This window comes from Lysinibacillus halotolerans (genome assembly GCF_003711845.1).
Lineage (GTDB): Bacteria > Bacillota > Bacilli > Bacillales_A > Planococcaceae > Ureibacillus > Ureibacillus halotolerans.
The window spans coordinates 51,462-73,088 of sequence record NZ_RHLQ01000014.1 but is presented as its reverse complement, the minus strand read 5'-3'; the positions used below and the strand labels follow the sequence as shown (position 1 = coordinate 73,088).

Genomic DNA, 21,627 nt, shown 5'->3' with positions numbered 1-21,627 from the left:
TTTGGTTTGACGGCCATTTTCATTATATCGAGAGGAGTTTTTAATTCCATCTCCATTACCACTCTAAAAGTATATTTTCACACGTGCAGAGCACGTGGTTTTAAAAGAATTAATAAAAAAATCGGCTCCCACTCTCTGGAAGCCGTTATCGATTAACCTTATTATATAGAAAACTTCTTTTATTTTTGTAGATTTTTCTTCATAAGAGAAGCTACTTGTATATTGTCGTGTTGGATGGTATTTTCTAGATTTTTTATAACGAGCCCTTGCCGTTCAACAGGATGATTTTGACTTAATTTCCCTTTCCCATCAATTTTCGTAATATGTATTTTAAACGCTACAATCCCTTTAGTCATTCCTTCGATAAAACTTGGCTCTACACTTTCTAAATTGTATGGACTATCGGGCGCTTCATATTTCTTTACTAAATCATTTAACGAGTTAAAAATGACTTCTTTATCTTCTATAATCTCAAGCTTTCCATATACATGGATTGATACATAATTCCAAGTTGGCACTGCCTTTGTTGTTTCGTACCAAGAAGGTGAAATATAGCAATGGGGACCTTGGAATATCGCAAGCACTTGCTGGTCTCCAGCATCCTTCCACTGTAAATTTGGCCGGGCAAAATGGCCATATAAAGCCTTTTCACCTTTATTTAACATTAGTGGTAGATGGGTTGCATAAGGTTCTCCTTTATGTTGGGAAACTAAAGTGGCAAATCCATATTGTTCGATCAAATCATAAATGACCTCTTCATCTTCCAATTTAAAATGTTTAGGAATATACATTCGAATCCCCCCTTTAATTAGCGAGCGTTTTCGTCATAATATAGTCGATTTGTTCCTCATCCCCCATATAAAACGAGTGGGCACCCGTTTGAACAAACCCCATTTTGTTATAAAAAGCGATGGCGTTTTCATTTTTTTCCCATACACCTAACCAAATTTTCTTTTTATTATATTCCATCGCAATGTCCATCGCTTTATTTAATAAATATTTACCAAGGCCATGTTTTTGAAATGATTTCTTTATATAGATTCGTTCAATTTCAAGGGAGTCATCACCCATTTCTTCCGATTGGGCATCACCAATATTCACCTTCAAATAGCCGGCGACTTCATTTTGAAAATAAACAAAATAATATTGGGAACCTTTATTGGATAATTCCTTTTCTAACTGTTTTAAGTTAAATGCCTTTTCTAAGTAAGTATTCATGTTTTCCGGCGAATTCTGGTCTTTAAATGTATCGTAGAACGTTTCGATACTTACTTCTTGCAACGTTTGTAAGTCTTCTAGCGTACATAATTTTATGTTCACAGTCATTTGCATAGCCCCCTCCTCCATCAATAACTTCTCTTGTTCCCCTTTTTAACAAATTCCCAATCGGTTTCCACATTTTTTCTTACTCGATAAAGGTAATCAAACAGTATTTCTGCTTCTTTTTCGGAAAATCCCTGTAATGCCACACTGTTGGAATAATCATTTTCTCGTTTAATAAAAGGATAAACTTTCTTACCCTTTTCTGTCGGGTAAAGTTTTTTTATTTTTTTGTTCTGTTCATCATCTTTCTTTTCAATAAAGCCATGTAACTCCAGCTTTTTTATTGCACGAGCGGTCGTTGTTCGATCTACCTTTATCATTTCAGCTAATTTTTCTTGAATGATTCCAGGGTTTTCATAGATTCGCACTAAATACAAATATTGTCCTTTTGTCAGGTCATATTCTTTAAATTCGATGTTGCTTATTGAATCCAATGCCCTTGCGATCATACCAATTTCACGAAGAATGTCTTTCATCGTTACCACTCCTACTTTATTGTTGCAAATACAATAAAAAATCATCTATATTTAATGTAGAGTAAATTTGTTGTATTTGCAACAAAAATGATGATAAAGAGGTCGAGTAAAGTGAAAATTGTTTTGTACGTATTCGGAATTTTAATTTTAACCTTTGGTATTTCTTTCACTTTACAATCGGACCTTGGCACTTCCCCTTTTGATGCCCTTTTAGTAGGACTATCAAATAATGTAGGACTAACAGTGGGAAGTTGGGAAATTATTATCGCCTTTTTATTAATCTGTTGTAATGCGTTATTAAAAAAAGAAAGACCTGAAGTTTTAGGATTGGTAACTGCCTTTATAACCGGTATTGGTATCGATCTATGGCTTTTTTTATTGCATGATTTGGTAACACCTGAACTTATGTTGAGCAAAGTTCTTTGCTTTAGCATTGGCTTGGTTACGATTGGATTAGGAACCGCAATTTATTTACATACAAATTTTGCACCGATTCCAATTGACCGACTTACTTTAATCATTCAAGAATTAACGAAAAAGACCCTATTCTTTTCGAGGACAGTTATTTACTTCGTCTTTTTAATACTGGCCATCATTTTTAAAGGACCAATTGGCGTCGGAACAATTTTAACCGTTTGTTTTGGCGGGCTCATACTGCATTTCTTTATGCCTTATACGAAAAAAGTGATAGATCGTTTAGTTTGTCACGATGCAAATGAAAAAGACCATTCGATATAGAATGGTTTTTACTTGTATTACATTATCCCGAATATATCCTTCGTTTCCTTGAACATCATTTTTGTCACATTTCCACTTCAAACAATTGCCTTCAAAGGTTTCAATAATTTTAATACAGCTACCATCACTCGTTAACACAAAAAAGAGCTGATGATCAATTTAACGACCTTCAGCCCTTCCACTCATCCAATTATCCCAATCCATTCCAACGCTTTTTCTTCTATTTCTTTTGCAAGCAATTCTTTTCCTTTTATATAGGAGTCAATATCATACGGAAATTGTTGAGCTAAACGTTCCTTTAACTCACTATAGCGCTCCATTATATCCGGATAACTTTTTAAGTAATCACGAAAAGCTAAATGTCGATGGATTTCTTTACTTCCAACTTGATAAATATGAACATGGTGGGAGCGATTGTCTCCACCTTTTTGAAAGTATCTCCGTCCAGGGATACCATTCTCCCCTTTAGGTTTATATCCAATGTTTTGCATCGCTTGATTGTATTGGTCAATGATGCAATGTCCTGAACGACGGGCATGATGTCGATTATTGGTTTCGCTTTTAGACCTGGAACAGATGTACTACCAATATGATGGATATCTACTATTTCATTTCCAAAAATAAGCTTCAGTTTTGCAGCCTCTTCCGCGAAATCGAAAGACCACTTTTCACTATAGGAACTTACTTCGACCTTTCGCAACGACCTTCCACCTTCCTTTTATTTTATAAGTAATTTTAATGGACGACACGCGAAACCCTCTTGTTCAAATAGTATTAGGAGAATGATGGGTAGTAACCTTTTTGACATTCCACTCATTCAAGGAATAGGCTTCGTACAATTTATGTTTGCTCCTTTCGTTTGAAAACGCTAGTATTGGCAAAGAATAAATATATCAATATGTTCTTTGGAGGTCAGCTATGGCGAAACATCAAATATTGCTTACATCTAGTGAGATTGGATCGATATGGACTAACTTTATGTATGATAGCATGTCTAAGTGTGTATTAGCATATTTCTTAAAAGATGTAGAAGATGAGGAGATTAGGACGATTGTTCAGTTCGCTTATGATAGTTCAGCTGCTCATATCGAAAAGTTAACAAGCCTATTTCAAGAGGAAGAAATGCCAACACCAACAGGGTTTACTACTGATGATGTAAATATGAACGCTCCTCGTATGTATACCGATACCTTTATGATAACTTATTTAAATCATATGGCTAAAATTGCAATGCTTCAATATAGTGGATTTATTTCAATGAGTGCTAGGGATGATGTAAGAAGTTATTTCATTGATAGTTTAGAAGGAGCAGTACAATTGTTTGAACAAAGTTCAAAAGTGCTACTCTCAAAAGGAATATTTGTAAGAGCACCTTATATTCCTTATCCAACTACAAAAGATTTTATCGACAGTAAAAAATATTTAAGTGGACTCAATCCTTTAAGTCATAAACGACCTTTAAATGTAGTGGAAATATCCCATTTATTTATGAACATACAAACGAATCTTTTAGGAAGTAAACTTGCCCTTAGTTTTGCCCAAGCTTCACCAGAACAGAAAATACAAAAATGGATGTTAAAAGGAAGAGATATATCAAAAAAACATATTCAAATCTTTACTAAAACGTTGCTTGAAAATGATGTACAAGCACCTTCCCCATCAGATGTTGTGATAACGGATTCAACTATACCGCCATTTTCGGACAAGCTAACGATGTTTCATATGTCCTTAATAAGTGCAGCTGGTATAGGAAATTACGCAACAGCTGCTGCTGCTAGTCAAAGAAGTGATCTCATTCTAAATTATAATCGATTCTCCCTTGAAATTGCTCAATATACAAAAGATGGGGCCGACATCGTAATTGAACACGGATGGCTGGAGCAACCGCCAGGAACGGCAGATAAGGACAGATTAGCGAAGAATAAAGAGATGACCGATTGATAGTGGAAATTACCTATTTTAAAACAAAATATAAGAAGTGAATAAAATGTCAAAATCAGGACAAATCGAGAAAATCCTTTGGAGTATTGCTTTACCTGGTCTCGGCCAACTTTTAAATGGTCAACTTATCAAAGGATTATTTTTGATTATATTAGAATTTATCATCAACGTTCAATCAAATTTAAATACAGTAATTATTTATAGCTTTTATGGAGATATTCCATTAGCCATTGAGGAAACAAATTATCAATGGCTTATGTTTTACCCTTGTGTTTATATGTATTCGATTTGGGATGCTTATCGTTGGGCTGAAGGAAAATCGTCACCCTATTCCTTTTTACCCTTTGTCATTAGTGCTTATATAGGAACTATAGGCGTAATTTATTCCTCGAATTTTAAGCTGTTTGGCGTGCTAATCGGTCCTGTTTTTTTGCCGATATTATGTTTAATTTTAGGTGCAGGTATTGGTATCCTTATCAAAATCCCATTGGGGAATATGAAAATTAAGCAATAAAAAATGACAAGCTTTTTCAAAGAAATCCCTACTTTTATGTTGAAAGAAGGGATTTTACTTTGTATTCCCACTTTTTCAAAAGAACATTTCGTTTATGTAACTAGTGCTGTAATAAAAAGTTCATCGTCATATGAAAAGTTTCTTGTGTAGACTGGATATGATAATTGGAATTGTATGGATCAGTAAATCCGTGTTTCCCTTTTAATTTATGTATGTTTGGATTTGTTTTTTCGATGGATGCGATTAACTCGTCGACGTCAAAAGACTTTTCAGTTTCTGGAAAGAACAGCATTGTTGGACATATTGGTTCAATCTCTAAATGATTTCTAATTCGCGAACCGTAGTAACAAACCACACCATTGATCCCCTCTTCTTCACTACATACCCAAGCAACGGTAGCCCCAACACTAAAACCAACGATAAAAATCTCTTTATATCGATCTTTCACTTCTCGCAATACACTTTTGATTGTATTTGCCCCATTTAATAACCCGATATGCTTCATAAAATGTTGATACGCATCTTCCTCCGATGAATAGTCAAATGGTGTTTCTTTTTCTAATAAGTTTGGACAAATTACATTAAAGCCCCATTGGGACAAAGTAGCGCAAACATCTTTCATATGCTGATTAATCCCATAAATTTCATGAACTACGATCATTTTTATCGGAGTTCGTTTGTATGTTAATCAAATAAAACCTCCTAATCCCATCCATATTAAAAAAGCGACCGCTATTGTTTAGCAATCGCCCACCTCATTTATCGACTAATGTTTTATGAACATAAATTATCGTACACGCACCATAAGCAAGAATGATGGAAGGGGTAAACGAATCTTGATAAGGGATGTGAATAACACCATTTAAAAGTAGGAAAAACCCACTATTTAAAAAGAAAAATCCTGCAATTTCTGCTAGTCGATCCTTGTCCCTAATTCTTTCTTGATTAAAGCCTTTTAAAATCCAAGTTTGCTTTTTAACCCCAACATAATAAGCAACAAATATAAAAAGAATAGCAACCGTTATAGAAGTAACATTCAGTTCTAAATACATTTTGCGACCCCCTCTATCATATTTACGTTCTCTTTATATGAAAGGTTTCATTAACCTTAGCGCCAATTTTTCCTATACCCTCTCCATAATTAATTTAAACCCTTAAAGAGAAAATCACCTCTATTTTTCATATAGAGGTGATTTGTTGAATGTTTTAAATATCCCCATCTTTTACATGATAACGCCCTTTTGGAATGACTAATGGCGTATCAGAAACGGGATCTGGAATGACAACACAGTTTAAGTCGAAAACCGATTCGACTAAATCACTCGTTAGCACTTCTGTCGGTTTTCCCTCTGCAATCAGCTTTCCTTCTTTTACCGCAAAAATATAGTCTGCATACCGGGCTGATAAGTTAATATCGTGCAATACCATAACAATCGTCGTACCATATTTACGGTTTAAATTTGTAAGTAAATCTAAAATTTCAACTTGATACGTAATATCTAAAAAGGTAGTCGGTTCATCTAGCAGTAAAATATCGGTTTGTTGGGCAAGGGCCATCGCAATCCAAACCCGTTGTCTTTGACCACCTGAAAGTTCGTCGATATCGCGATTCGCAAATTCAATAATATTCATAAATTCCATCGCTTCTTCTACCGCTTCATAATCTTGTTTCGACCATCCACTAAATAATGATTGGTGCGGAAATCTTCCCCGACCGACTAAATCGGCCACCGTAATCCCATCCGGAACGACTGGTGATTGCGGGAGAAGGCCTAACATACGGGCCAATTGCTTCGGCGGATATTTGTTAATCACTTTCCCATCTAGCGTGACATCACCTTCTGTCGGTTTAATCAGTTTGGCCATCGTTTTTAAAAGGGTTGATTTCCCACTACCATTTGCACCGATAATGACACTGATTTTATTTTGTGGAATGTCGAGATCAATTCCATGAATGATCGTCTTATGATCATAGCCAGAAACAAGACGTTCTGCTCGAAAAACATGTGTGTTGCTCATTATAATTCTCCTTTTCGGTTCATTCGAATTAGCAGATAAATTAAATAAGGTGCTCCGAGTAATCCGGTAATCACCCCTACTGGGAATCGATATTCAAATGCAAACTGTCCTATTAAATCTGCAAATAATACGAGATTCGCTCCGACTAGACCTGCTGGGAGAATATTTGACACACTAGCACCAACTAGTCGATTCGCAATTGGTCCTGCTAAAAAGGAAACAAAGGCAATTGGTCCCGTTGTTGCTGTCGCAATCGCAATGATAAATACGGCACTTACGATTAAAGTAATACGCAATTTATCGGTAGCGATGCCAAGAGAAGTTGCCATTTGCTCCCCTAATTCTAGCATGTTTAACTGTTTACCAAGGGCAAGTAGTATAGGTGTGAAAATAACGACAATTAAAATTAACGGAAGTACTTCACTCATTTTGGAACCATTTAGACTCCCACTTAACCACCTTAAAGCTACCGTAATATCTTGTTGGGCACTTTTCAGAATCAAGTACGAAATGACCGCATCTAACATCGCTTGCATCCCAATCCCAATAATGATTAAACGACCAATTGAAAAGGAACGACCACGGGATAAAAGATACATCACAATGACTGTAATTAATCCCCCAACGACTGCCGCAATCGATACAACGGTATTACTTGTATGGAGGACGATTATACAAAATACAGCGGCCACACTGGAACCGGATGTAATACCTAAAATATTTGGATTCGCTAATGGGTTACGTAACATCGTTTGAAAAATGTAACCTGCTACCCCAAAGGCAAATCCTGCAAATAAGCCCGTAATCATTCGGGGAAGACGAATTGTATTGATGGCAAAATTAGCCCCTGCAATATCTTCCCCCATTAATGTACGAATAACGACATCTACTGGATAAATCGTGTTTCCTAATAAAAGCATCCCACCACAAAGGATGACTGCTAATATACTTAATAAACTCGTAACAAAAATCCAACGTCTTCTTCGTTGACGCATTCCTTTTACGATAAAATTCGTTTCAACCGTCTGATTTCTCATAATGACCTCACCTTCGATCTTTTTGCTAGTAAGATGAGGATAGGTGCGCCAATAAAGGCTGTCACAATACCAACTTCTAGTTCTCCAGGACTTCCAAGCAATCGACCAAACACATCAGAAATCGTTAAAATAATTGCCCCAGCTAAGGCTGACATCGGAATTAAGAAGCGTAAATCTGGTCCAATTACTAAACGCATCGCATGGGTAGCTAAAAGACCGATAAAACCGATAGGACCGGCTAAAGCAGTTGTTACGCCACATAAAATAACCCCCGCGCAAATTGCAAATACCCGCACCACACCAGGTCGTACACCGAGGCCAGATGCCACATCGTCACCTAATGCTAAGGCATTTAATGCCGGTGCGGATACAAAGGCGATCAATACCCCAATTAGTAAAAAGGGAATGAAAATCGTGATGGAATCCCACGATCCCGAGCCAACGCTTCCTACTTGCCAATAGCGAAATTGATCCATTGCATATTGACTTGGAATCATAATGGCTGTGACAAGCGAAGAAAGAGCTGCAGTAGTTGCAGCTCCAGCTAACACTAATTTAATTGGCGTTGCACCACCACGCCCCATAGAGCCTATTCCAAATACGAAAACTGCTGTGACGGCAGCTCCGATTAAAGCTAACCAAATATATTGGCTTGCTGTCGTAATATTAAAAAATGAAATACCACCTACTACAAACAACGCTGCACCTGTATTGACTCCTAAAATACTCGGGTCAGCTAATGGATTACGGGTCACTGTTTGCATTAGTACGCCCGCAATCCCTAACGCAACACCACAACACAAACTAAAAACTGTCCGTGACATTCGCTTTTGCACTACGTTGGCACCGTAAGAATCTTGATTTTGATAAAATAACCCATCCATTAATTCTTGGAAACTCACTACCCGAGCCCCTAATACTAAAGAAGCAATGATCGTGACGATTAATAAAATAAATCCAACCGTTAAAATGAGGGAAAAATGTTTCGGTACATGTAAATCTAGTTTCTTTTTGTTAGAGTCGTAATGATTATTCTTCAATTTTATCAATTGCCCCACCAATTAATTCTAAATATTCATCAATTGTATACTCGATTGAAAGTGGGTTTGGCGTACCCGCTGCAACTAGAGGCGTATCACTTGTAATAAACGCGACAGAACCTCTTTCAACAGCTGGAATTTTTCCAAGTAAAGGATCCGCTTTAATTGTTTCGTAAAGGGCATCATCGCCATAACCAACGATAATGTCTGCATCAAATAAGGCTTCAACGTTTTCAGCACTTAAATTTAATGAGTAGCTTGAAGGATCCGTAATCAGTTCCGTTACACTTTCTGGATACGTCAGACCTAACTCCTTTAAGAAGGACACACGGGAATCAATTGGCGTATAAATATGTAATTGGGATAAATCATCTGCTGAGAAGTTCACCCACACAACTTTTTTCCCTTCGATTTGAGGGTACGCAGATAATTTTTCATCAATTAAACTTTCGATATCTTTAATTAATTGCTCGCCTTCTTCTTTCATGCCCATACCTTGTGCATTAAGTTCCACTTGTTCACGCCAAGTTGTTGCCCATGGTGCATCTGGATAAGCGACTACGGGAGCAATTTGCGTTAATGTTTCATAATCTTCAGCTGTAATACCAGAATATGCAGCAAGAATAACGTCCGGATCTGCATCGGAAATTGCTTCAAAATCTAAACCATCTGTATCTTGGAAAACGTTCGGGTCTGTTGCCCCTAGTTCATCTAACTTTTCTTTTGTCCATGGTAATAAACCGCTATCATCTTGAACACCAAAGTTTGCCGCTGAAAAACCGACTGGTACTACACCAAGAGCTAAAGCCACATCTTGATTTCCCCATTGGATTGTCACAACTCGTTCTGGTTTACTTTTAATAACAGCCTCCCCTAACGCATGTTTAATCGTCATTGGATATTGGGAATCTGTTTCAGTCGAAGCTGTTGAATCCTTTTCTTCTGTTTCCTTTTTTGAAGAATCACTCGAGCAGCCTACTAATGCAAAAATGGCCACAATCGCAAACGTTAACATGAATAAAAATGACTTTTTGTTTTTCATATGTATTCCTACCCTTCTAAATTATCATTATGTTTAATTGAAAACGATTATCATTATCAAAAATGTACCCCAAAATTTACTTACTGTCAATGGATTAAAATTTAGAATTCAGAAAAAAAGAAAGTCTCTGAACTTTATCGTTTCATAGACTTTCTTTTCTTTTACTAACTATTTTGAGCTTGCATCAGTTCGTAAATTTTACGAGCGGTGTTCACATTTCTCACTGTCATTTGTTTGTATAGCTTCGTTCCAATGATTTTTGACTTTCCGCTTTTCGTAATATTTTTCTTATCCACCGACCATAGAATGGCCCCTGGAGTATATTTTACTGTGTCAATATTCGGTTTCATGACGATGTTTTCAAGGACCGATTCATTATCCACTTCATCCCATAAAAACATTACATCACTGGACATTTCTTTGTCATTTTTCCATGTGTCCGGAATCGCGTTCATGATTTCTCTTACATCATCGACACTTCGTACCATGACTTTAATTTGTAATCCGAAATCATTATGTATCGCTTCTTCCAAGATCATTGATAGTTCATCTTTTGATAAGCTTTCGCTTGAAAAAATAATATTCCCCGTATTGATGTAGGTGACTACATCGTTCATTCCGACTCGTTCAAAGGTTTGTTTAAGTAACTTCATATCAATCTTATTATTTCCACCAACGTTAATGCCTCGAAGAAGCGCAATATAAACCATAATCATCCCCCTTTACATATATATCCATTATATTCCTTACTCTAAAGGGAAAGCGAACAGTTTATTAAAAAACGCCTACCCTTTTTTTCCTTTTACTTGATCACGAATTTTATTTAAATCTTCCAAAGTTAATTCACCTAAAGATGCGGTAATTTCATCTTCAATTTTTTTTCGGTTGTTTTCCTGATATTGTGTCCACCATTCTCGTAAACCTTCCGTACTATCGAACAGGTAGCCAACATCGATTTCTTCGTTACTGTCATCGGACAAATATTCCAATACAGCTGCTAACATCCGGGTAAGGTCCTCTACTTCTCCTTGCTTTTGTTCTGTGTTTGGGAATGGTACCAATTCGTTTTCGGATTCTTCGTTATTTTGAGCAGATTTTCGTGGCATCGCTTTACACCTCTTTCATTAATTTTATAAGTTCAGTATTACCAAAATAAGTATGTCTAAACGAAAGGAGCCTCCTGCAAAACAAAAAGTCGAACCCTCGTTATAAGAGAAATTCGACTTTTTATTGTTAGTTTTGATTTAAATGAACATCATTTACTTTCGTTGCATTCTTCCCCTTTGTCCGTTTTAACGTTGCTACAATTAGGAAACTAACAATGACTAGTAAAAGCCATGAACTGACCTTCCCTAGGTGCACAAGGCTCCACGCATTTGTTTGATTCGGATATTGCCAAGCACCGAAAAACGTGGCGATGTTTTCTGCTATCCATATAAAAAACCCGATGAGGACAAAGGAGAGTGCAATGGGCATACGGTAACGCGTTCCATTTACTTCATAGAAAACCCAGGAGCGCCAAAAGACGATGAGAACAAGTGCTGATAACCACCAACGTATATCAATCCAATAGTGGTGGGTAAAAAAGTTTAAATAAATGGCCGCTGCCAATGGAACTACGATATAGAAAGGTGGCCATTTCACTAATTCGACCTTGATTCTTCGCCATGCCTGACATAAGTAACTCGCAACACTTGCATACATAAATCCACTGTATAATGGAACTCCAAAAATTTTAAAATAGCCTTCTTCTGGATAAGACCAGGAGCCCATATGGACTTTAAAAATTTCAAGGGCAAGACCAATCAAGTGGAATAATGTAATCACCTTTAATTCATCCTTCGTTTCAAGTCCGGAACGTAACATCCACCATTGCATCAACAAGCAAATGATAAGTAACCAGTCATACCGTGGTAAAAAAGGCAATGGAATGAATTGGGTTATAGCTAAAGCGGAAAAAATGACGACCGGAAATAAACAAGATAGAGCCTGCTCCCAACCGAAGTGGGTAAGCTGTATGAAAGCTCTTATGACCTTACTTTCCCTTTCCAACTTAACGATTCCAACTTTAGTCATTGTCGTTTCCTTCATCATTTCGATATTCTAAAATGTCTCCAGGCTGACAATCCAACGCTTTACAAATCGCTTCTAAAGTTGATAATCGGATTGCTTTTGCTTTACCATTTTTCAAAATCGACAAGTTCGCCATTGTGATTCCAACCTTTTCAGAAAGCTCCGTTACGCTCATTTTCCTTTTCGCCAACATGACGTCAATATTAATAATAATTGCCATTGTTTTTCACCTCAGACCGTCAAATCATTTTCTAATTTCATATTGATCGCTTCTTGTAAAAGTCTTTGGAGCACAGCGGCAAAGACAGCAATGACCAATGGAGCAAAGATTAAACCTAATCCGACAAGGATAACCCCTGGAGCATCATCCCTCTCCGCGATGAGATAAAAGAGCGGCAACCCTAACACATAGATCACACTAATCGAAATGGCACTATATTTTATTTTCATTAAAGCCTCTACAGAAATTTGAGAAAAGGCATCGTTTTTATCAATATAGCTAAGCAGTTTAAAAGCTTGGTACAGCGCAATGTAATACGGTATGGCTGCTGCATACATCACAAGAAAAACAAGATATTTTAAATACGTATGATCGGGATATAGTTCTGCTGCGAAGTTGGCAATCTCAGGCACTAAAAAAATGCACAAAAGAAGAACTGGGACTCCCATCAGAACAACGGCTGTCTTTAAAAAGAGTGTTGACCCTCTTTTCATAAAAAGCACCTCACTTTATTATTTGTCCATTTGAATTTAACATAGAATTTATCGTTTTACAATAAATTATTATTGATTTTAATCATTTTTTTATTGTCCTATATATTTATCCATCATTTTATCCCAAAAGAAAAAGCACTTCTTATTACAAAGAAATGCTTCAAATACTTAGTATTATTTTAATAGAGTTCCAACTCAATCTAATTCATTAAGATTTTAATTTGTCAGAGATAGATTTTAATAGTTGAATCTGTTCCTTTTGTAGTTTTATTACCGTTAGGGCAAACCAAATCACAAAAACGATCGGTACGACATAAATAATGAATAAAATAAGAAGTGGTATAATACCTGTTAATAACTCTAATGCTCCCATTTGTCATCCTCCTTCACCATTACTAATTCCAACATTAGACATTATATCAATAAAAAGACAGATTAAAAATACTTGCAATGCTGAAAGTGAAAAGAATGGAGAAATTAACCATTTACCATGGCGTTCCATCCTTAAATAAAAAAGCCTATATTTCATGTTTAGTGAAATATAGGCGATTCGGTTAATCGGATTTTAGTTTCGAAAAGATTTTTAGATCAATATACTTCCCCTTTGACTTTTCTGTTTGTCTTAAGGTACCTTCCCATGTAAAGTTCAACTTTTCCAGAACTTTAATGGAATTTATATTTTCAGGCTCCACTTTCGCTTCCACCCTATTTAAGTTCAGCGTATTAAAAGCATTTTCAACAAGGGCACTAATTGCTTCTGGTGCATAGCCATTCCCCCAATGTTCTTTCGCAATATCATACCCTATTTCTGCCTTCTCATTTTCAAAATCTAAAAAGTTATAACCACAAGAACCAATCAATTCATTGGTGCTTAATTTAATAATTGAAAAACGAATCGCTTTATTATCATGAGCTAGTTTATCAAGATGGGAAATCATATTTACCGCTTGGCTTTCCTCTGTGAATGGATCGATATTCATAAATTTAGCCACTTCTGGGTCCGACCAAATTTTAAATAAACTAGCAGAATCCGTAGTCCTCATTTTTCTTAAAAGTAATCTTTCTGTGTATAAATTTGTCATCAATATCCTTTCCTCCGTTTCAAATATTGGGTGAGTTGGAAATATTGATATCTGCGCATAGTTCACTCCCTTCTAGTTACCGTTTATATTATGAAAAAAGTATTTTACATTTAGTTTAGCACTTCAGTTGAAACTATTAACTTTTAATCTTTTGGTTTACGACCAATAGTATTTAATACAAATCCAGTTATAAACACTAAAACGATTAATAAAAGTACTCTGATCATGTAATGAAGTTCAAAATCATCCAATATGCCCGAATAGATACCTGCCAAGATTGCTAATAAAATGATTTTATATGTTTTCATCAAGTCCCTCCTTAAAGTGTTAGTTGCAAAACTACTTCATATATTTTGCAACGAGCTCATAACATCTTTCCTTCGTAAGACTTGCTTGGGTTGCCACATATTCTAATGATTCCGTCGAACCCCCTTTATATTTAAGGGATGATTCTTTTGCAGTTGCATCTCTATGTTCAATCCATTTCCGCTGTTCTTCCCTTAATTGGTCCCTCTGTTTGGTATTAAGCTGTTCCATCAATACCCCATAAATCTCATTCAATGATTCATCCCATTTTTTATATCTTTCCGCCTCTTGTTCTTCCATTTCAACCATCGTTGTTTTTGCTTCTTCATTTCGATCTGCTTCTTCCATCTCATTAAGTTGCTTAAGATATTCATCCTTTTGATTACTAGGCGTTGACCCTAGAGATGAATTAGAAGCATTGTCTTCTTGGTTATTTAACTCGCTGTTGTCCGCACTTTCCGTGACCGTTTCGGCATTCTCATTTGTATCTGCTGTATTATTATCTACACTTTGTGTCGAGTTACTATTGGATGACTCGTTGTTCGATTCAACCTTTGACTCATCAGATGAATTGCCACAGGCAGCTAAAAGCGTGACTACTACAGTTAGTATTGCGATGAAATATTTTCGATTGGTTGTCATTATTAAAACTCCTTAAACTTACATAATTACGTCTAAATTTTTTTATGTTCTTATTTTTATACGATAATTTTTAAAATAAGTTTCAAGAAAATACCAAATCATTTATAGACTCCAGTTTAGAAAAGAAAATTGGCGCTTATCCTCGTTCCAAGGATAGCGCCAATCTTTAAATAACTATTCTTACTTAACGTCTTTTCCATTAGCAATTTTATTATCAATCCGTCTTTATATTTCTTTTATACATCCATTTTTGGTGGTTCTTCAAACCATCCTTTAGACACCATGAGCTTAACCCCGTCCATTTGATATTGATAGATGTCTTTACCAAACGTCATATTTTTGGCGTGTAGATCATTGCGTAAACTAAAGCCTGCACTAAAGCCACCGCCTCCGAGGGAAAATCCACTCAACAGGTAATTACAGAACATCATTAATTTTTCCGAAAAAGGAGCTATTGTTGAATTTGTAACGGTTCCTCCAGGTGTTGCAGGCGGTTGGATATTATCCTCAAGAAGAAAATTAGAAGTTTCGCCTATAATTTTTTTGGAAAGCTCTATTCCTTGCATAAAATACTTTTTAACATCTTCGTCCTCAGTAGTTTGGATGAAACCAGTCAATGATTGGACATTTGACAATAAAATTATTGCCATTTCACCATCTCTACTCAATATGAATGTTTATATGCTTTGGATTAGTTTGTTTGCAGAGCAAAGGAAAAACTTTATTCGAATTCCTAATTCACATCTTTCAAATGAAGCTGCATTAACTTTAGCAAATTTATTTGAAGATTATACAGGTATATCCATTACTACAAATAACCTTCAGTTTGCATTATACGGTATTAAGGAGATAGTAGTTTTAGCTTTGAAATTAAAGCGACCGCACTATGAAATATATCGCTTTCTCGAATTTCTTTCTGATAACGAATACACGAAACTGATTCATTTATTAAGTAATGAGCGATTTGGTTTAAGGAGGGTTAATTTTGAGTACCGTTAATAAAAAAGGGCTGATAAGAACATCACTTATTGCAAGTGGCTTATTATTTTCTCTATCAATATTGAACGGTTGTCTAGAGGATGCAATTCCAGAAATAAAGGAAGCAGAAGAAAGTACTAAAACAGAAAAGAAAGAGGATGAGATTTCAGAAGAACAAAAAAAGTTGATGGAGGAAATGGAGACTGTTAAACCTGAAGATGCTGTAGAAAATATCGAAGATAATGTGAATGTCGAAGAGTTAGAAAAAATCGAAATCGAAAAGAAAGATAAATACACTGATATTAATGAATTTAGTGCATTTATTTCAGAAGTATTTTTCAATTATCATTCCGGGGCTATTGATAGCGAAGAATTATTGGACTTAATAACACCCCATTTACATGAATATTTTATTGAACAGTTACCAGAAGATGAAGATGCTCGTATTGACATGTTTAGCACTATACAACAATTGTTCACTGATAATTTAAATAGCAAATTAAAATCGTATGTAACAACAACTTCTGAAAAAAATGATATTGCTGACGAAGCTGTATTTTTTCGTAAATATACTTTAGAAGATAACAGCTCTATATATTATGAAAATACTGTTAAGTTGGAAGATGGCCAATGGTTATTAGTAGATGATGTACCAACAATTAGTTATGAAGATGAAAGCGAGGAACATTAAGTGGATCTTGTAAAAAAATACACTAAAATTTTAAAAGAAAAGTTTCAAGAACCTGAGTTTCAAAATGATATAGATAACATTTTCATATATTATTATAAAAAATGTACGATGAATCTTGAAAATAATGAGAGAAACTCTTGGATTTTTGATGATTTGGATAGGATGTTTAATCTAATGTTTTTACAAGGATATCTTGTAATGAATGAAACAATGAAAGAAAATGAAGACTTGTTAGAAACTCCAAAAGAACCCATTACTTATGAAGAAGTAATTCAGGAAATGCCCAATATAATTCGTACATTATTCAAGGAACATCCTGAAGTATTAAATGTGAAAATATGTAATGAATTCGCAATTGATGTATTAACTGCAATGGATCAGGATTTATATGAGGTTATTACCAATTCATTTAACGAAATTGCATACTACGGTGGATGTTATGCTTATATTCATAAATATGAAGAGAATATTATCCGAGAGCATAAAAATGAATTAACGTCTTTTGAAGGATTACATTTTTTAACTCCACAAGTGTATATGTATCAAAAGCCCAATGATGAATCATTAACGTACGAGTTATATGGATGGGCAGGTTCAATTTTAAATAACCAGTGGTTAGGAAGAGTTCAATTCAATCCATTTAAAAAGGATGGTGATTCTCTTTTAGCTGAAATCATGTTATCCGATTTAATCGCTGCAGCTGAAAAAAATGAAATTATCTCGTTAATTATGAATATTTTAAAGAATACTACTAAAGTTGCGGATAATGAAAAAACAATATTCATCAATCATTTCAACGTCTCTACAACAAATACTTATGTTATTGAAAATGTAGCAGTACAAGCTAAATAAATTATTAAATAATAGTAAAATAATCTAATTTTAAAATTCATACAAACAAAAACCCCGGTCTAAATAAGAACGGGGTTTAAATTTATTCAAAATTAGTGCTCAATTGCTGAAGAATATCATATTTTAACTTTTCTAATCGTTACTATTGAATCAAAAAATCAAATGGTTTAGAAAGTATTGTTATAAGTTGAGATATTTTAACCTTTCTCCTTGTACCTAGTCTTTGAATAATAGTAATTATTACAATATTGAAAATTAAAAATTTTACATTAAAATACAATTAATACCATTTTAGGGTAAATTTTTTACTTGGAGGTTGTTTATATGAAACACGTTTTTAAATTAGTATTTGCACTATTCATGGGGATAGGCGTTTCTCTATCTTTAAATTCATATGCATCCGCAAGCCAAATTGAAACGCAAACAGCACCCTTAAGTGAGTATGAAGAAATACTAAATAAACTTTCAAAGGAATATGGAGTGGAATTTTATATTAATCCGGAAAAGAAAGATTATTTTTATGACAGAGTAAAGAATATGAGTATTGAAGAATTTGAGAAAAAACAAAGAGAACAGTATCAAGAATACTTAAAACAAGATCTCAATGATACTAATTCAAAACCCAATAGTTACTCCTTTATCTATAACTGAAAATATTACACAATACAAATCTTTAAGTTACAACACTTCAGCTTATTTAAAATCAACTGTTTTTAGCTCTACAGGAAACCCAGGAACTTTCACATATCAAAGTATTAATTCATATGGTACAACTTGGTCTCATTCCGGTTTTCATTGGGAAGTTGATAGAAAATTTCATAGTTTAAGTAGTGATAGAAAAAGTTGTAAAGTCACACTTTATGGTCATCCAGAAGATGCAAATGGAGTTGCGCTTGCTTATGCTTTAACTGCAAATTTAACATTCTACGCGAATTAACAATTAAAAACAGACATGCTTTAAGTATGTCTGTTTTTAAAATTTTCCAGATATTTCGAATTAATTTGTTTAATTTTTATTAAAATGATTTATAATGAGTAATAAAAAGGAGATAAAACATGAAGAAAATATTGAATATTTCATTAGCCCTTTTGCTAGTATCTGTATTTTGTTCAACTTCTACTCCTAATGCAAAAACAAAAGACAACAATAATGATATTGATTTGGCCATTATTCCATATGTGAAAATTTTAGAAAAGCTTAGTAATGAATATGGAATAAAAATGTATGTTTCAGATGAAGATAAAGAAAAATTTTATAAAAGTGTATCAAATATGTCTCCAAATCAATTTGAAGAGCTGCAAAGAAAACAATATAAAGAAGCACTAAAGTATATCCATGAAACAACACCTTCTTATGATAGTTCTGCTGAGGTTGGTAGTCCTTATCCTACTCCAATTCCTAGAGCAGATAAAATAATTCCAGCGGTTCCGGTAGAGTAATGATTATTTAGAGAGTAGTCGAAAATCACCAATTTAAATAAAAAGGACTGCATTATTGCAGTCCTCATTTTTCACCTCAACATGCTTCAAATTCAACATGAACAAAATCGTCCGAATCTAAAACAACTTCTTCGTTTTTATAAGCACGTTTTAATTCCGCTAATGCTTCTTCTTTACTTTCATATCCTTCTAAATCTATAATTCTTTCAAGTGTTTCTCTTATTACTAATTTCATTTTAATTCCTCCGTTCTTAACTGAACATTAAGCTTTTGTAGCTATTATCTGCATATTTCCACTATGAATAAGGTTTAATCAGGAATAACGATTAATTGCTTCCTAGACATTAATTTTTAGCATGTTTAAAACAGCACTTAAAGTTGCAACCTCTACACGGTGATAATCAAGAGTTGTAAAGTGTTCTTTTCGAGAATCTTCATCAAAATGATCAACACTCATTACTTCTAATTTATCTAATTTCTCTTTAGAGTTTTTAAACCAATTAATCAGTTGTTCTTCAGAGGTATGCTCAACTTCATATCCATACGCTAGTAGTTCAGCGATTTTTAATACCTTTTCACTCCGGTGTTTATCTACACCAACCCAAGATTCAAGTTCTTTCATTGCGTAATAGACTTTTTGATTAACCTTAAATTTGTCCATTTAATAAGTCCTCACATTCTTGTTTTTTTATGCTTCGCATATATCCTTTTTTTGCATGGAACAATGTCATATGATGAGTAATGGTTTTCTCAAACAATACCTCTTGGATCACGTTAGCAATTGATAATGCTGCAAATTTATTTGTGATTAGTCGTTGTGGCTCACTTGCTGATAATTCCGCGCAAGATAACTCACTTGGAGCAATCGTATCTGTATCCTCTAAAATATCAGGAAACATTTTCACAACAGGTTCTTGTAGAACTTTGTTGTCAATTTTCACTCCAACAACAACTTGTCCGCTATAACCGCTATTGTAATAAGCTTCTTTTTCTGCTTCATTCCATTGTTCGATAGGTCTCGTTTGCCAATCTGAAGGAACCTCAACTGATTCATTACCAGCATCTAAATAGATACATGTAGGCACACTATCGAAAAATTGATTCATAATTTTTCTTGAGTAGTTATTATCTACGCAACCAACTAGAATGGGTAAGTAATATGAAGTGGCTTCTAACGCGTTAGTATAATCAACTTGAAATAAACTTTTTAACGCTTCGACACTCTCAATATAGTGATTAGTATAAGACCAGAGGTTTAATCCAAATGACTGCGAATACCTTTCAGCTAATACTTCTGCCTTTGGTAAACCTTCTTCTCCGTCGATAAATAATTGGTTGCCTTTATTTTTCTCTTCAATTAAATCGGGGTCAGTCAATACGTAGACATGGTGCTTGCCTGTAATTGATAACATTTGAGAAACAAGTTGTACTACATTACTGCCTGTACCTCCAACACCAACTTGTACGATAAAGGGAATAGTTTCATTACTAAAAGGACGTACTAGACTAATCATACTAGGCTTACAACTCCTTCTTTATAAGCAAATTTGATTTTAGATTCATCAAATGTTGGTAGCTCATAAGAGGGTGGAGCAAAGACATTATGTGGGTCTAAGTTATCCCAGCCAATTCCGTTATATCGACGCAAATATTATAGAGCCTTAAAAGTGAAGTTCCTAGTACAAAGCCAACAAATTTATTCCAAAAAATTTATACTTCTTTCTTGAAAGCCTAGGATTAATCAAGTAATCTAAAATTATATATTATGTATTTATTTTTTAAACTTATTGCTTTTGCAATAACGTTAGGGAAGAACACAAATAGTCTATGGACAATTACTTGGGTATTTTATGCCCTTTAAATTGTTCCGTAGGCTATTTTTTTTGCATTTTCGGAAGTATCTGAAGGGAGAGGAAAAAATGTCTAGCACTTTAAGACGTACAAAGTTAAAAGGTTGGTATGAATACTATCGTGAATGTTGCCCTATATGCAAACACACTGGCGGTTGTATGAGAAATGAAGATACCCGTTATATTTGTTTCAATCATACGATATAAATTCCCAAACTCAACTGTATTTAATGTACGCTTATTCCCAAAAATGTTGGTACCTTTTAAGTAATCCTCACCCGATATATAATTGGTTGATGTTGGCATCACAACAAAAGTCGGGCGTGTATAAAGGTTTTTATCAAGCAAATACTGTGTAAAATGGCCATAAAAGTTTTCCGTTACTTCAGACATTTTCTTGTAAAGTTTGATAATGTCTTGACGGTATGCCATTGTTAAGTGGAGTACGTACATCCCCATGCTGATTTCCTTCAGTACTCGGCAAAGCATAATGTCAAAACCATTGTCCCATAACTTTGGTGCGTCTAAATTTACATCCTCTTTAGTAAAACCTTCTGGAATAACTGCCCCTTCATTTTCAAGCGTAGTCTTCATTTCCATAATGATTGGGTGAAGTTGATTCCAGAGATCCGACATGAGATCCTTTGCTCTTTGATCATCCGATTTCTCGATAAAATATTCCAATATACGCAAAATCATTGATTTTTTTGATAAGTCATCCATAGTGCTCCAAGCTCAGAGGAACTCATTTTCGGTTTTTCAATCATAAGATGATACACTCCTATTTTCCGCATTTTTCACTGAAAATAGTATTTGTATTTACATGTTGGTTATACAACTAAAGAGTAGAAAAATGAATATGTATTTAC

32 protein-coding genes and 1 pseudogene are annotated in these 21,627 nt (G+C 34.7%); 9 read left to right on the top strand and 24 right to left on the bottom strand.

Going from position 1 to position 21,627, the window contains the following annotated elements; all coding sequences use genetic code 11:
- Positions 1-179: 179 nt before the first annotated feature.
- The 3 genes from EC501_RS07595 to EC501_RS07585 are packed head-to-tail and all read right to left on the bottom strand — an operon-like array spanning position 180 to position 1,799.
- A complete protein-coding gene (locus EC501_RS07595; protein ID WP_122971697.1) occupies positions 180-791 on the bottom strand; it encodes an FMN-binding negative transcriptional regulator in 612 nt (203 codons plus the stop codon).
- A 13-nt stretch (positions 792-804) separates the two neighbouring features.
- The gene (paiA, locus tag EC501_RS07590; RefSeq protein ID WP_122971702.1) at positions 805-1,326 is read right to left on the bottom strand and encodes a spermidine/spermine N(1)-acetyltransferase; all 522 of its coding nucleotides are present in this window, start codon (positions 1,324-1,326) and stop codon (positions 805-807) included.
- Positions 1,327-1,346: 20 nt separating this feature from the next.
- Complete coding sequence (locus EC501_RS07585; RefSeq protein ID WP_122971696.1) at positions 1,347-1,799, bottom strand: MarR family winged helix-turn-helix transcriptional regulator; 453 nt, start codon at positions 1,797-1,799, stop codon at positions 1,347-1,349.
- Between the two features lie 111 nt (positions 1,800-1,910).
- On the opposite strand from EC501_RS07585, the gene EC501_RS07580 reads away from it, so the two are divergent.
- Positions 1,911-2,537 carry a YczE/YyaS/YitT family protein gene (locus EC501_RS07580; protein WP_122971695.1) on the top strand — a complete coding sequence of 209 codons (627 nt, stop codon included), beginning with the start codon at positions 1,911-1,913 and terminating at the stop codon, positions 2,535-2,537.
- Between the two features lie 182 nt (positions 2,538-2,719).
- Here EC501_RS07580 and EC501_RS07575 read toward each other — a convergent pair.
- Positions 2,720-3,237, bottom strand: a pseudogene (locus EC501_RS07575) (GrpB family protein).
- Positions 3,238-3,455: 218 nt separating this feature from the next.
- Between EC501_RS07575 and EC501_RS07570 the strand changes: the two are divergent.
- Together EC501_RS07570 and EC501_RS07565 are read left to right on the top strand one after the other, a co-directional pair.
- On the top strand, positions 3,456-4,478 hold the full coding sequence (locus EC501_RS07570; RefSeq protein WP_122971694.1) for a DUF3231 family protein: 1,023 nt from the start codon (positions 3,456-3,458) through the stop codon (positions 4,476-4,478).
- 46 nt (positions 4,479-4,524) lie between these two features.
- Positions 4,525-4,992: a hypothetical protein gene (locus EC501_RS07565; protein ID WP_122971693.1), complete on the top strand. Its 468-nt coding sequence runs from the start codon at positions 4,525-4,527 to the stop codon at positions 4,990-4,992.
- 100 nt (positions 4,993-5,092) lie between these two features.
- Here EC501_RS07565 and EC501_RS07560 read toward each other — a convergent pair whose 3' ends face one another.
- The 16 genes from EC501_RS07560 to EC501_RS07495 all read right to left on the bottom strand — a co-directional run bounded on the left by EC501_RS07560 (position 5,093) and on the right by EC501_RS07495 (position 15,564).
- On the bottom strand, positions 5,093-5,614 hold the full coding sequence (locus EC501_RS07560; RefSeq protein WP_241559299.1) for a dienelactone hydrolase family protein: 522 nt from the start codon (positions 5,612-5,614) through the stop codon (positions 5,093-5,095).
- A gap of 133 nt (positions 5,615-5,747) precedes the next feature.
- On the bottom strand, positions 5,748-6,044 hold the full coding sequence (locus tag EC501_RS07555; protein WP_122971691.1) for a DUF3784 domain-containing protein: 297 nt from the start codon (positions 6,042-6,044) through the stop codon (positions 5,748-5,750).
- Between the two features lie 154 nt (positions 6,045-6,198).
- The gene (locus EC501_RS07550) at positions 6,199-7,011 is read right to left on the bottom strand and encodes an ABC transporter ATP-binding protein (RefSeq protein ID WP_122971690.1); all 813 of its coding nucleotides are present in this window, start codon (positions 7,009-7,011) and stop codon (positions 6,199-6,201) included.
- Positions 7,011-8,048 (bottom strand): FecCD family ABC transporter permease, encoded by a 1,038-nt coding sequence (locus tag EC501_RS07545; RefSeq protein ID WP_122971689.1) that lies wholly within the window; start codon positions 8,046-8,048, stop codon positions 7,011-7,013. Before EC501_RS07545 ends, EC501_RS07550 begins: the two co-directional genes overlap by 1 nt.
- Positions 8,045-9,097 (bottom strand): FecCD family ABC transporter permease, encoded by a 1,053-nt coding sequence (locus EC501_RS07540; RefSeq protein WP_241559298.1) that lies wholly within the window; start codon positions 9,095-9,097, stop codon positions 8,045-8,047. Before EC501_RS07540 ends, EC501_RS07545 begins: the two co-directional genes overlap by 4 nt.
- Positions 9,078-10,130 carry an iron-siderophore ABC transporter substrate-binding protein gene (locus EC501_RS07535; protein ID WP_122971688.1) on the bottom strand — a complete coding sequence of 351 codons (1,053 nt, stop codon included), beginning with the start codon at positions 10,128-10,130 and terminating at the stop codon, positions 9,078-9,080. The genes EC501_RS07540 and EC501_RS07535 overlap by 20 nt, the downstream gene beginning before the upstream one ends.
- Positions 10,131-10,294: 164 nt before the next feature.
- Positions 10,295-10,840, bottom strand: coding sequence for a DUF1697 domain-containing protein (locus tag EC501_RS07530; RefSeq protein ID WP_122971687.1), 546 nt, complete (start codon positions 10,838-10,840; stop codon positions 10,295-10,297).
- 75 nt (positions 10,841-10,915) lie between these two features.
- Positions 10,916-11,236, bottom strand: a complete 321-nt coding sequence (locus EC501_RS07525) for a hypothetical protein (protein ID WP_122971686.1) — start codon at positions 11,234-11,236, stop codon at positions 10,916-10,918.
- Positions 11,237-11,363: 127 nt separating this feature from the next.
- Positions 11,364-12,161, bottom strand: coding sequence for a DUF817 domain-containing protein (locus EC501_RS07520; RefSeq protein ID WP_122971700.1), 798 nt, complete (start codon positions 12,159-12,161; stop codon positions 11,364-11,366).
- A gap of 37 nt (positions 12,162-12,198) precedes the next feature.
- Positions 12,199-12,423, bottom strand: a complete 225-nt coding sequence (locus EC501_RS07515) for a helix-turn-helix domain-containing protein (RefSeq protein ID WP_122971685.1) — start codon at positions 12,421-12,423, stop codon at positions 12,199-12,201.
- 11 nt (positions 12,424-12,434) lie between these two features.
- Positions 12,435-12,917: a DUF2975 domain-containing protein gene (locus EC501_RS07510; protein ID WP_122971684.1), complete on the bottom strand. Its 483-nt coding sequence runs from the start codon at positions 12,915-12,917 to the stop codon at positions 12,435-12,437.
- A gap of 208 nt (positions 12,918-13,125) precedes the next feature.
- Positions 13,126-13,290, bottom strand: a complete 165-nt coding sequence (locus EC501_RS18365) for a hypothetical protein (RefSeq protein ID WP_158599681.1) — start codon at positions 13,288-13,290, stop codon at positions 13,126-13,128.
- Positions 13,291-13,471: 181 nt separating this feature from the next.
- Positions 13,472-14,002, bottom strand: a complete 531-nt coding sequence (locus EC501_RS07505; RefSeq protein WP_122971683.1) for a GNAT family N-acetyltransferase — start codon at positions 14,000-14,002, stop codon at positions 13,472-13,474.
- Between the two features lie 140 nt (positions 14,003-14,142).
- A complete protein-coding gene (locus tag EC501_RS18360) occupies positions 14,143-14,307 on the bottom strand; it encodes a hypothetical protein (protein ID WP_158599680.1) in 165 nt (54 codons plus the stop codon).
- A gap of 31 nt (positions 14,308-14,338) precedes the next feature.
- Complete coding sequence (locus EC501_RS07500; protein WP_122971682.1) at positions 14,339-14,947, bottom strand: lysozyme inhibitor LprI family protein; 609 nt, start codon at positions 14,945-14,947, stop codon at positions 14,339-14,341.
- 236 nt (positions 14,948-15,183) lie between these two features.
- Positions 15,184-15,564: a DUF3231 family protein gene (locus tag EC501_RS07495; protein ID WP_206613374.1), complete on the bottom strand. Its 381-nt coding sequence runs from the start codon at positions 15,562-15,564 to the stop codon at positions 15,184-15,186.
- On the opposite strand from EC501_RS07495, the gene EC501_RS07490 reads away from it, so the two are divergent.
- From EC501_RS07490 to EC501_RS07465, 6 genes are all read left to right on the top strand, one after another.
- On the top strand, positions 15,551-15,946 hold the full coding sequence (locus tag EC501_RS07490; protein ID WP_122971680.1) for a hypothetical protein: 396 nt from the start codon (positions 15,551-15,553) through the stop codon (positions 15,944-15,946). The two genes, EC501_RS07495 and EC501_RS07490, sit on opposite strands and share 14 nt — an antisense overlap.
- A complete protein-coding gene (locus EC501_RS07485; protein ID WP_122971679.1) occupies positions 15,933-16,616 on the top strand; it encodes a hypothetical protein in 684 nt (227 codons plus the stop codon). Before EC501_RS07490 ends, EC501_RS07485 begins: the two co-directional genes overlap by 14 nt.
- 198 nt (positions 16,617-16,814) lie before the next feature.
- Positions 16,815-17,468 (top strand): hypothetical protein, encoded by a 654-nt coding sequence (locus EC501_RS07480; protein WP_148037808.1) that lies wholly within the window; start codon positions 16,815-16,817, stop codon positions 17,466-17,468.
- 324 nt (positions 17,469-17,792) lie between these two features.
- The gene (locus EC501_RS07475; protein WP_122971677.1) at positions 17,793-18,119 is read left to right on the top strand and encodes a hypothetical protein; all 327 of its coding nucleotides are present in this window, start codon (positions 17,793-17,795) and stop codon (positions 18,117-18,119) included.
- Positions 18,073-18,405, top strand: a complete 333-nt coding sequence (locus EC501_RS07470; RefSeq protein WP_122971676.1) for a hypothetical protein — start codon at positions 18,073-18,075, stop codon at positions 18,403-18,405. Before EC501_RS07475 ends, EC501_RS07470 begins: the two co-directional genes overlap by 47 nt.
- Before the next feature lie 119 nt (positions 18,406-18,524).
- Entirely contained in the window at positions 18,525-18,908 is a 384-nt protein-coding gene (locus EC501_RS07465; protein ID WP_122971675.1) for a hypothetical protein, read from the top strand.
- Positions 18,909-18,984: 76 nt separating this feature from the next.
- Here EC501_RS07465 and EC501_RS07460 read toward each other — a convergent pair whose 3' ends face one another.
- The 4 genes from EC501_RS07460 to EC501_RS07445 all read right to left on the bottom strand — a co-directional run bounded on the left by EC501_RS07460 (position 18,985) and on the right by EC501_RS07445 (position 21,481).
- Positions 18,985-19,143 (bottom strand): DpnD/PcfM family protein, encoded by a 159-nt coding sequence (locus tag EC501_RS07460; protein WP_122971674.1) that lies wholly within the window; start codon positions 19,141-19,143, stop codon positions 18,985-18,987.
- Positions 19,144-19,245: 102 nt separating this feature from the next.
- Positions 19,246-19,569 (bottom strand): hypothetical protein, encoded by a 324-nt coding sequence (locus tag EC501_RS07455; protein ID WP_122971673.1) that lies wholly within the window; start codon positions 19,567-19,569, stop codon positions 19,246-19,248.
- Complete coding sequence (locus EC501_RS07450; RefSeq protein ID WP_122971672.1) at positions 19,556-20,422, bottom strand: ubiquitin-activating E1 family protein; 867 nt, start codon at positions 20,420-20,422, stop codon at positions 19,556-19,558. Before EC501_RS07450 ends, EC501_RS07455 begins: the two co-directional genes overlap by 14 nt.
- A 432-nt stretch (positions 20,423-20,854) precedes the next feature.
- Positions 20,855-21,481: a DUF3231 family protein gene (locus EC501_RS07445; RefSeq protein ID WP_122971671.1), complete on the bottom strand. Its 627-nt coding sequence runs from the start codon at positions 21,479-21,481 to the stop codon at positions 20,855-20,857.
- Between the last annotated feature and the right edge of the window lie 146 nt (positions 21,482-21,627).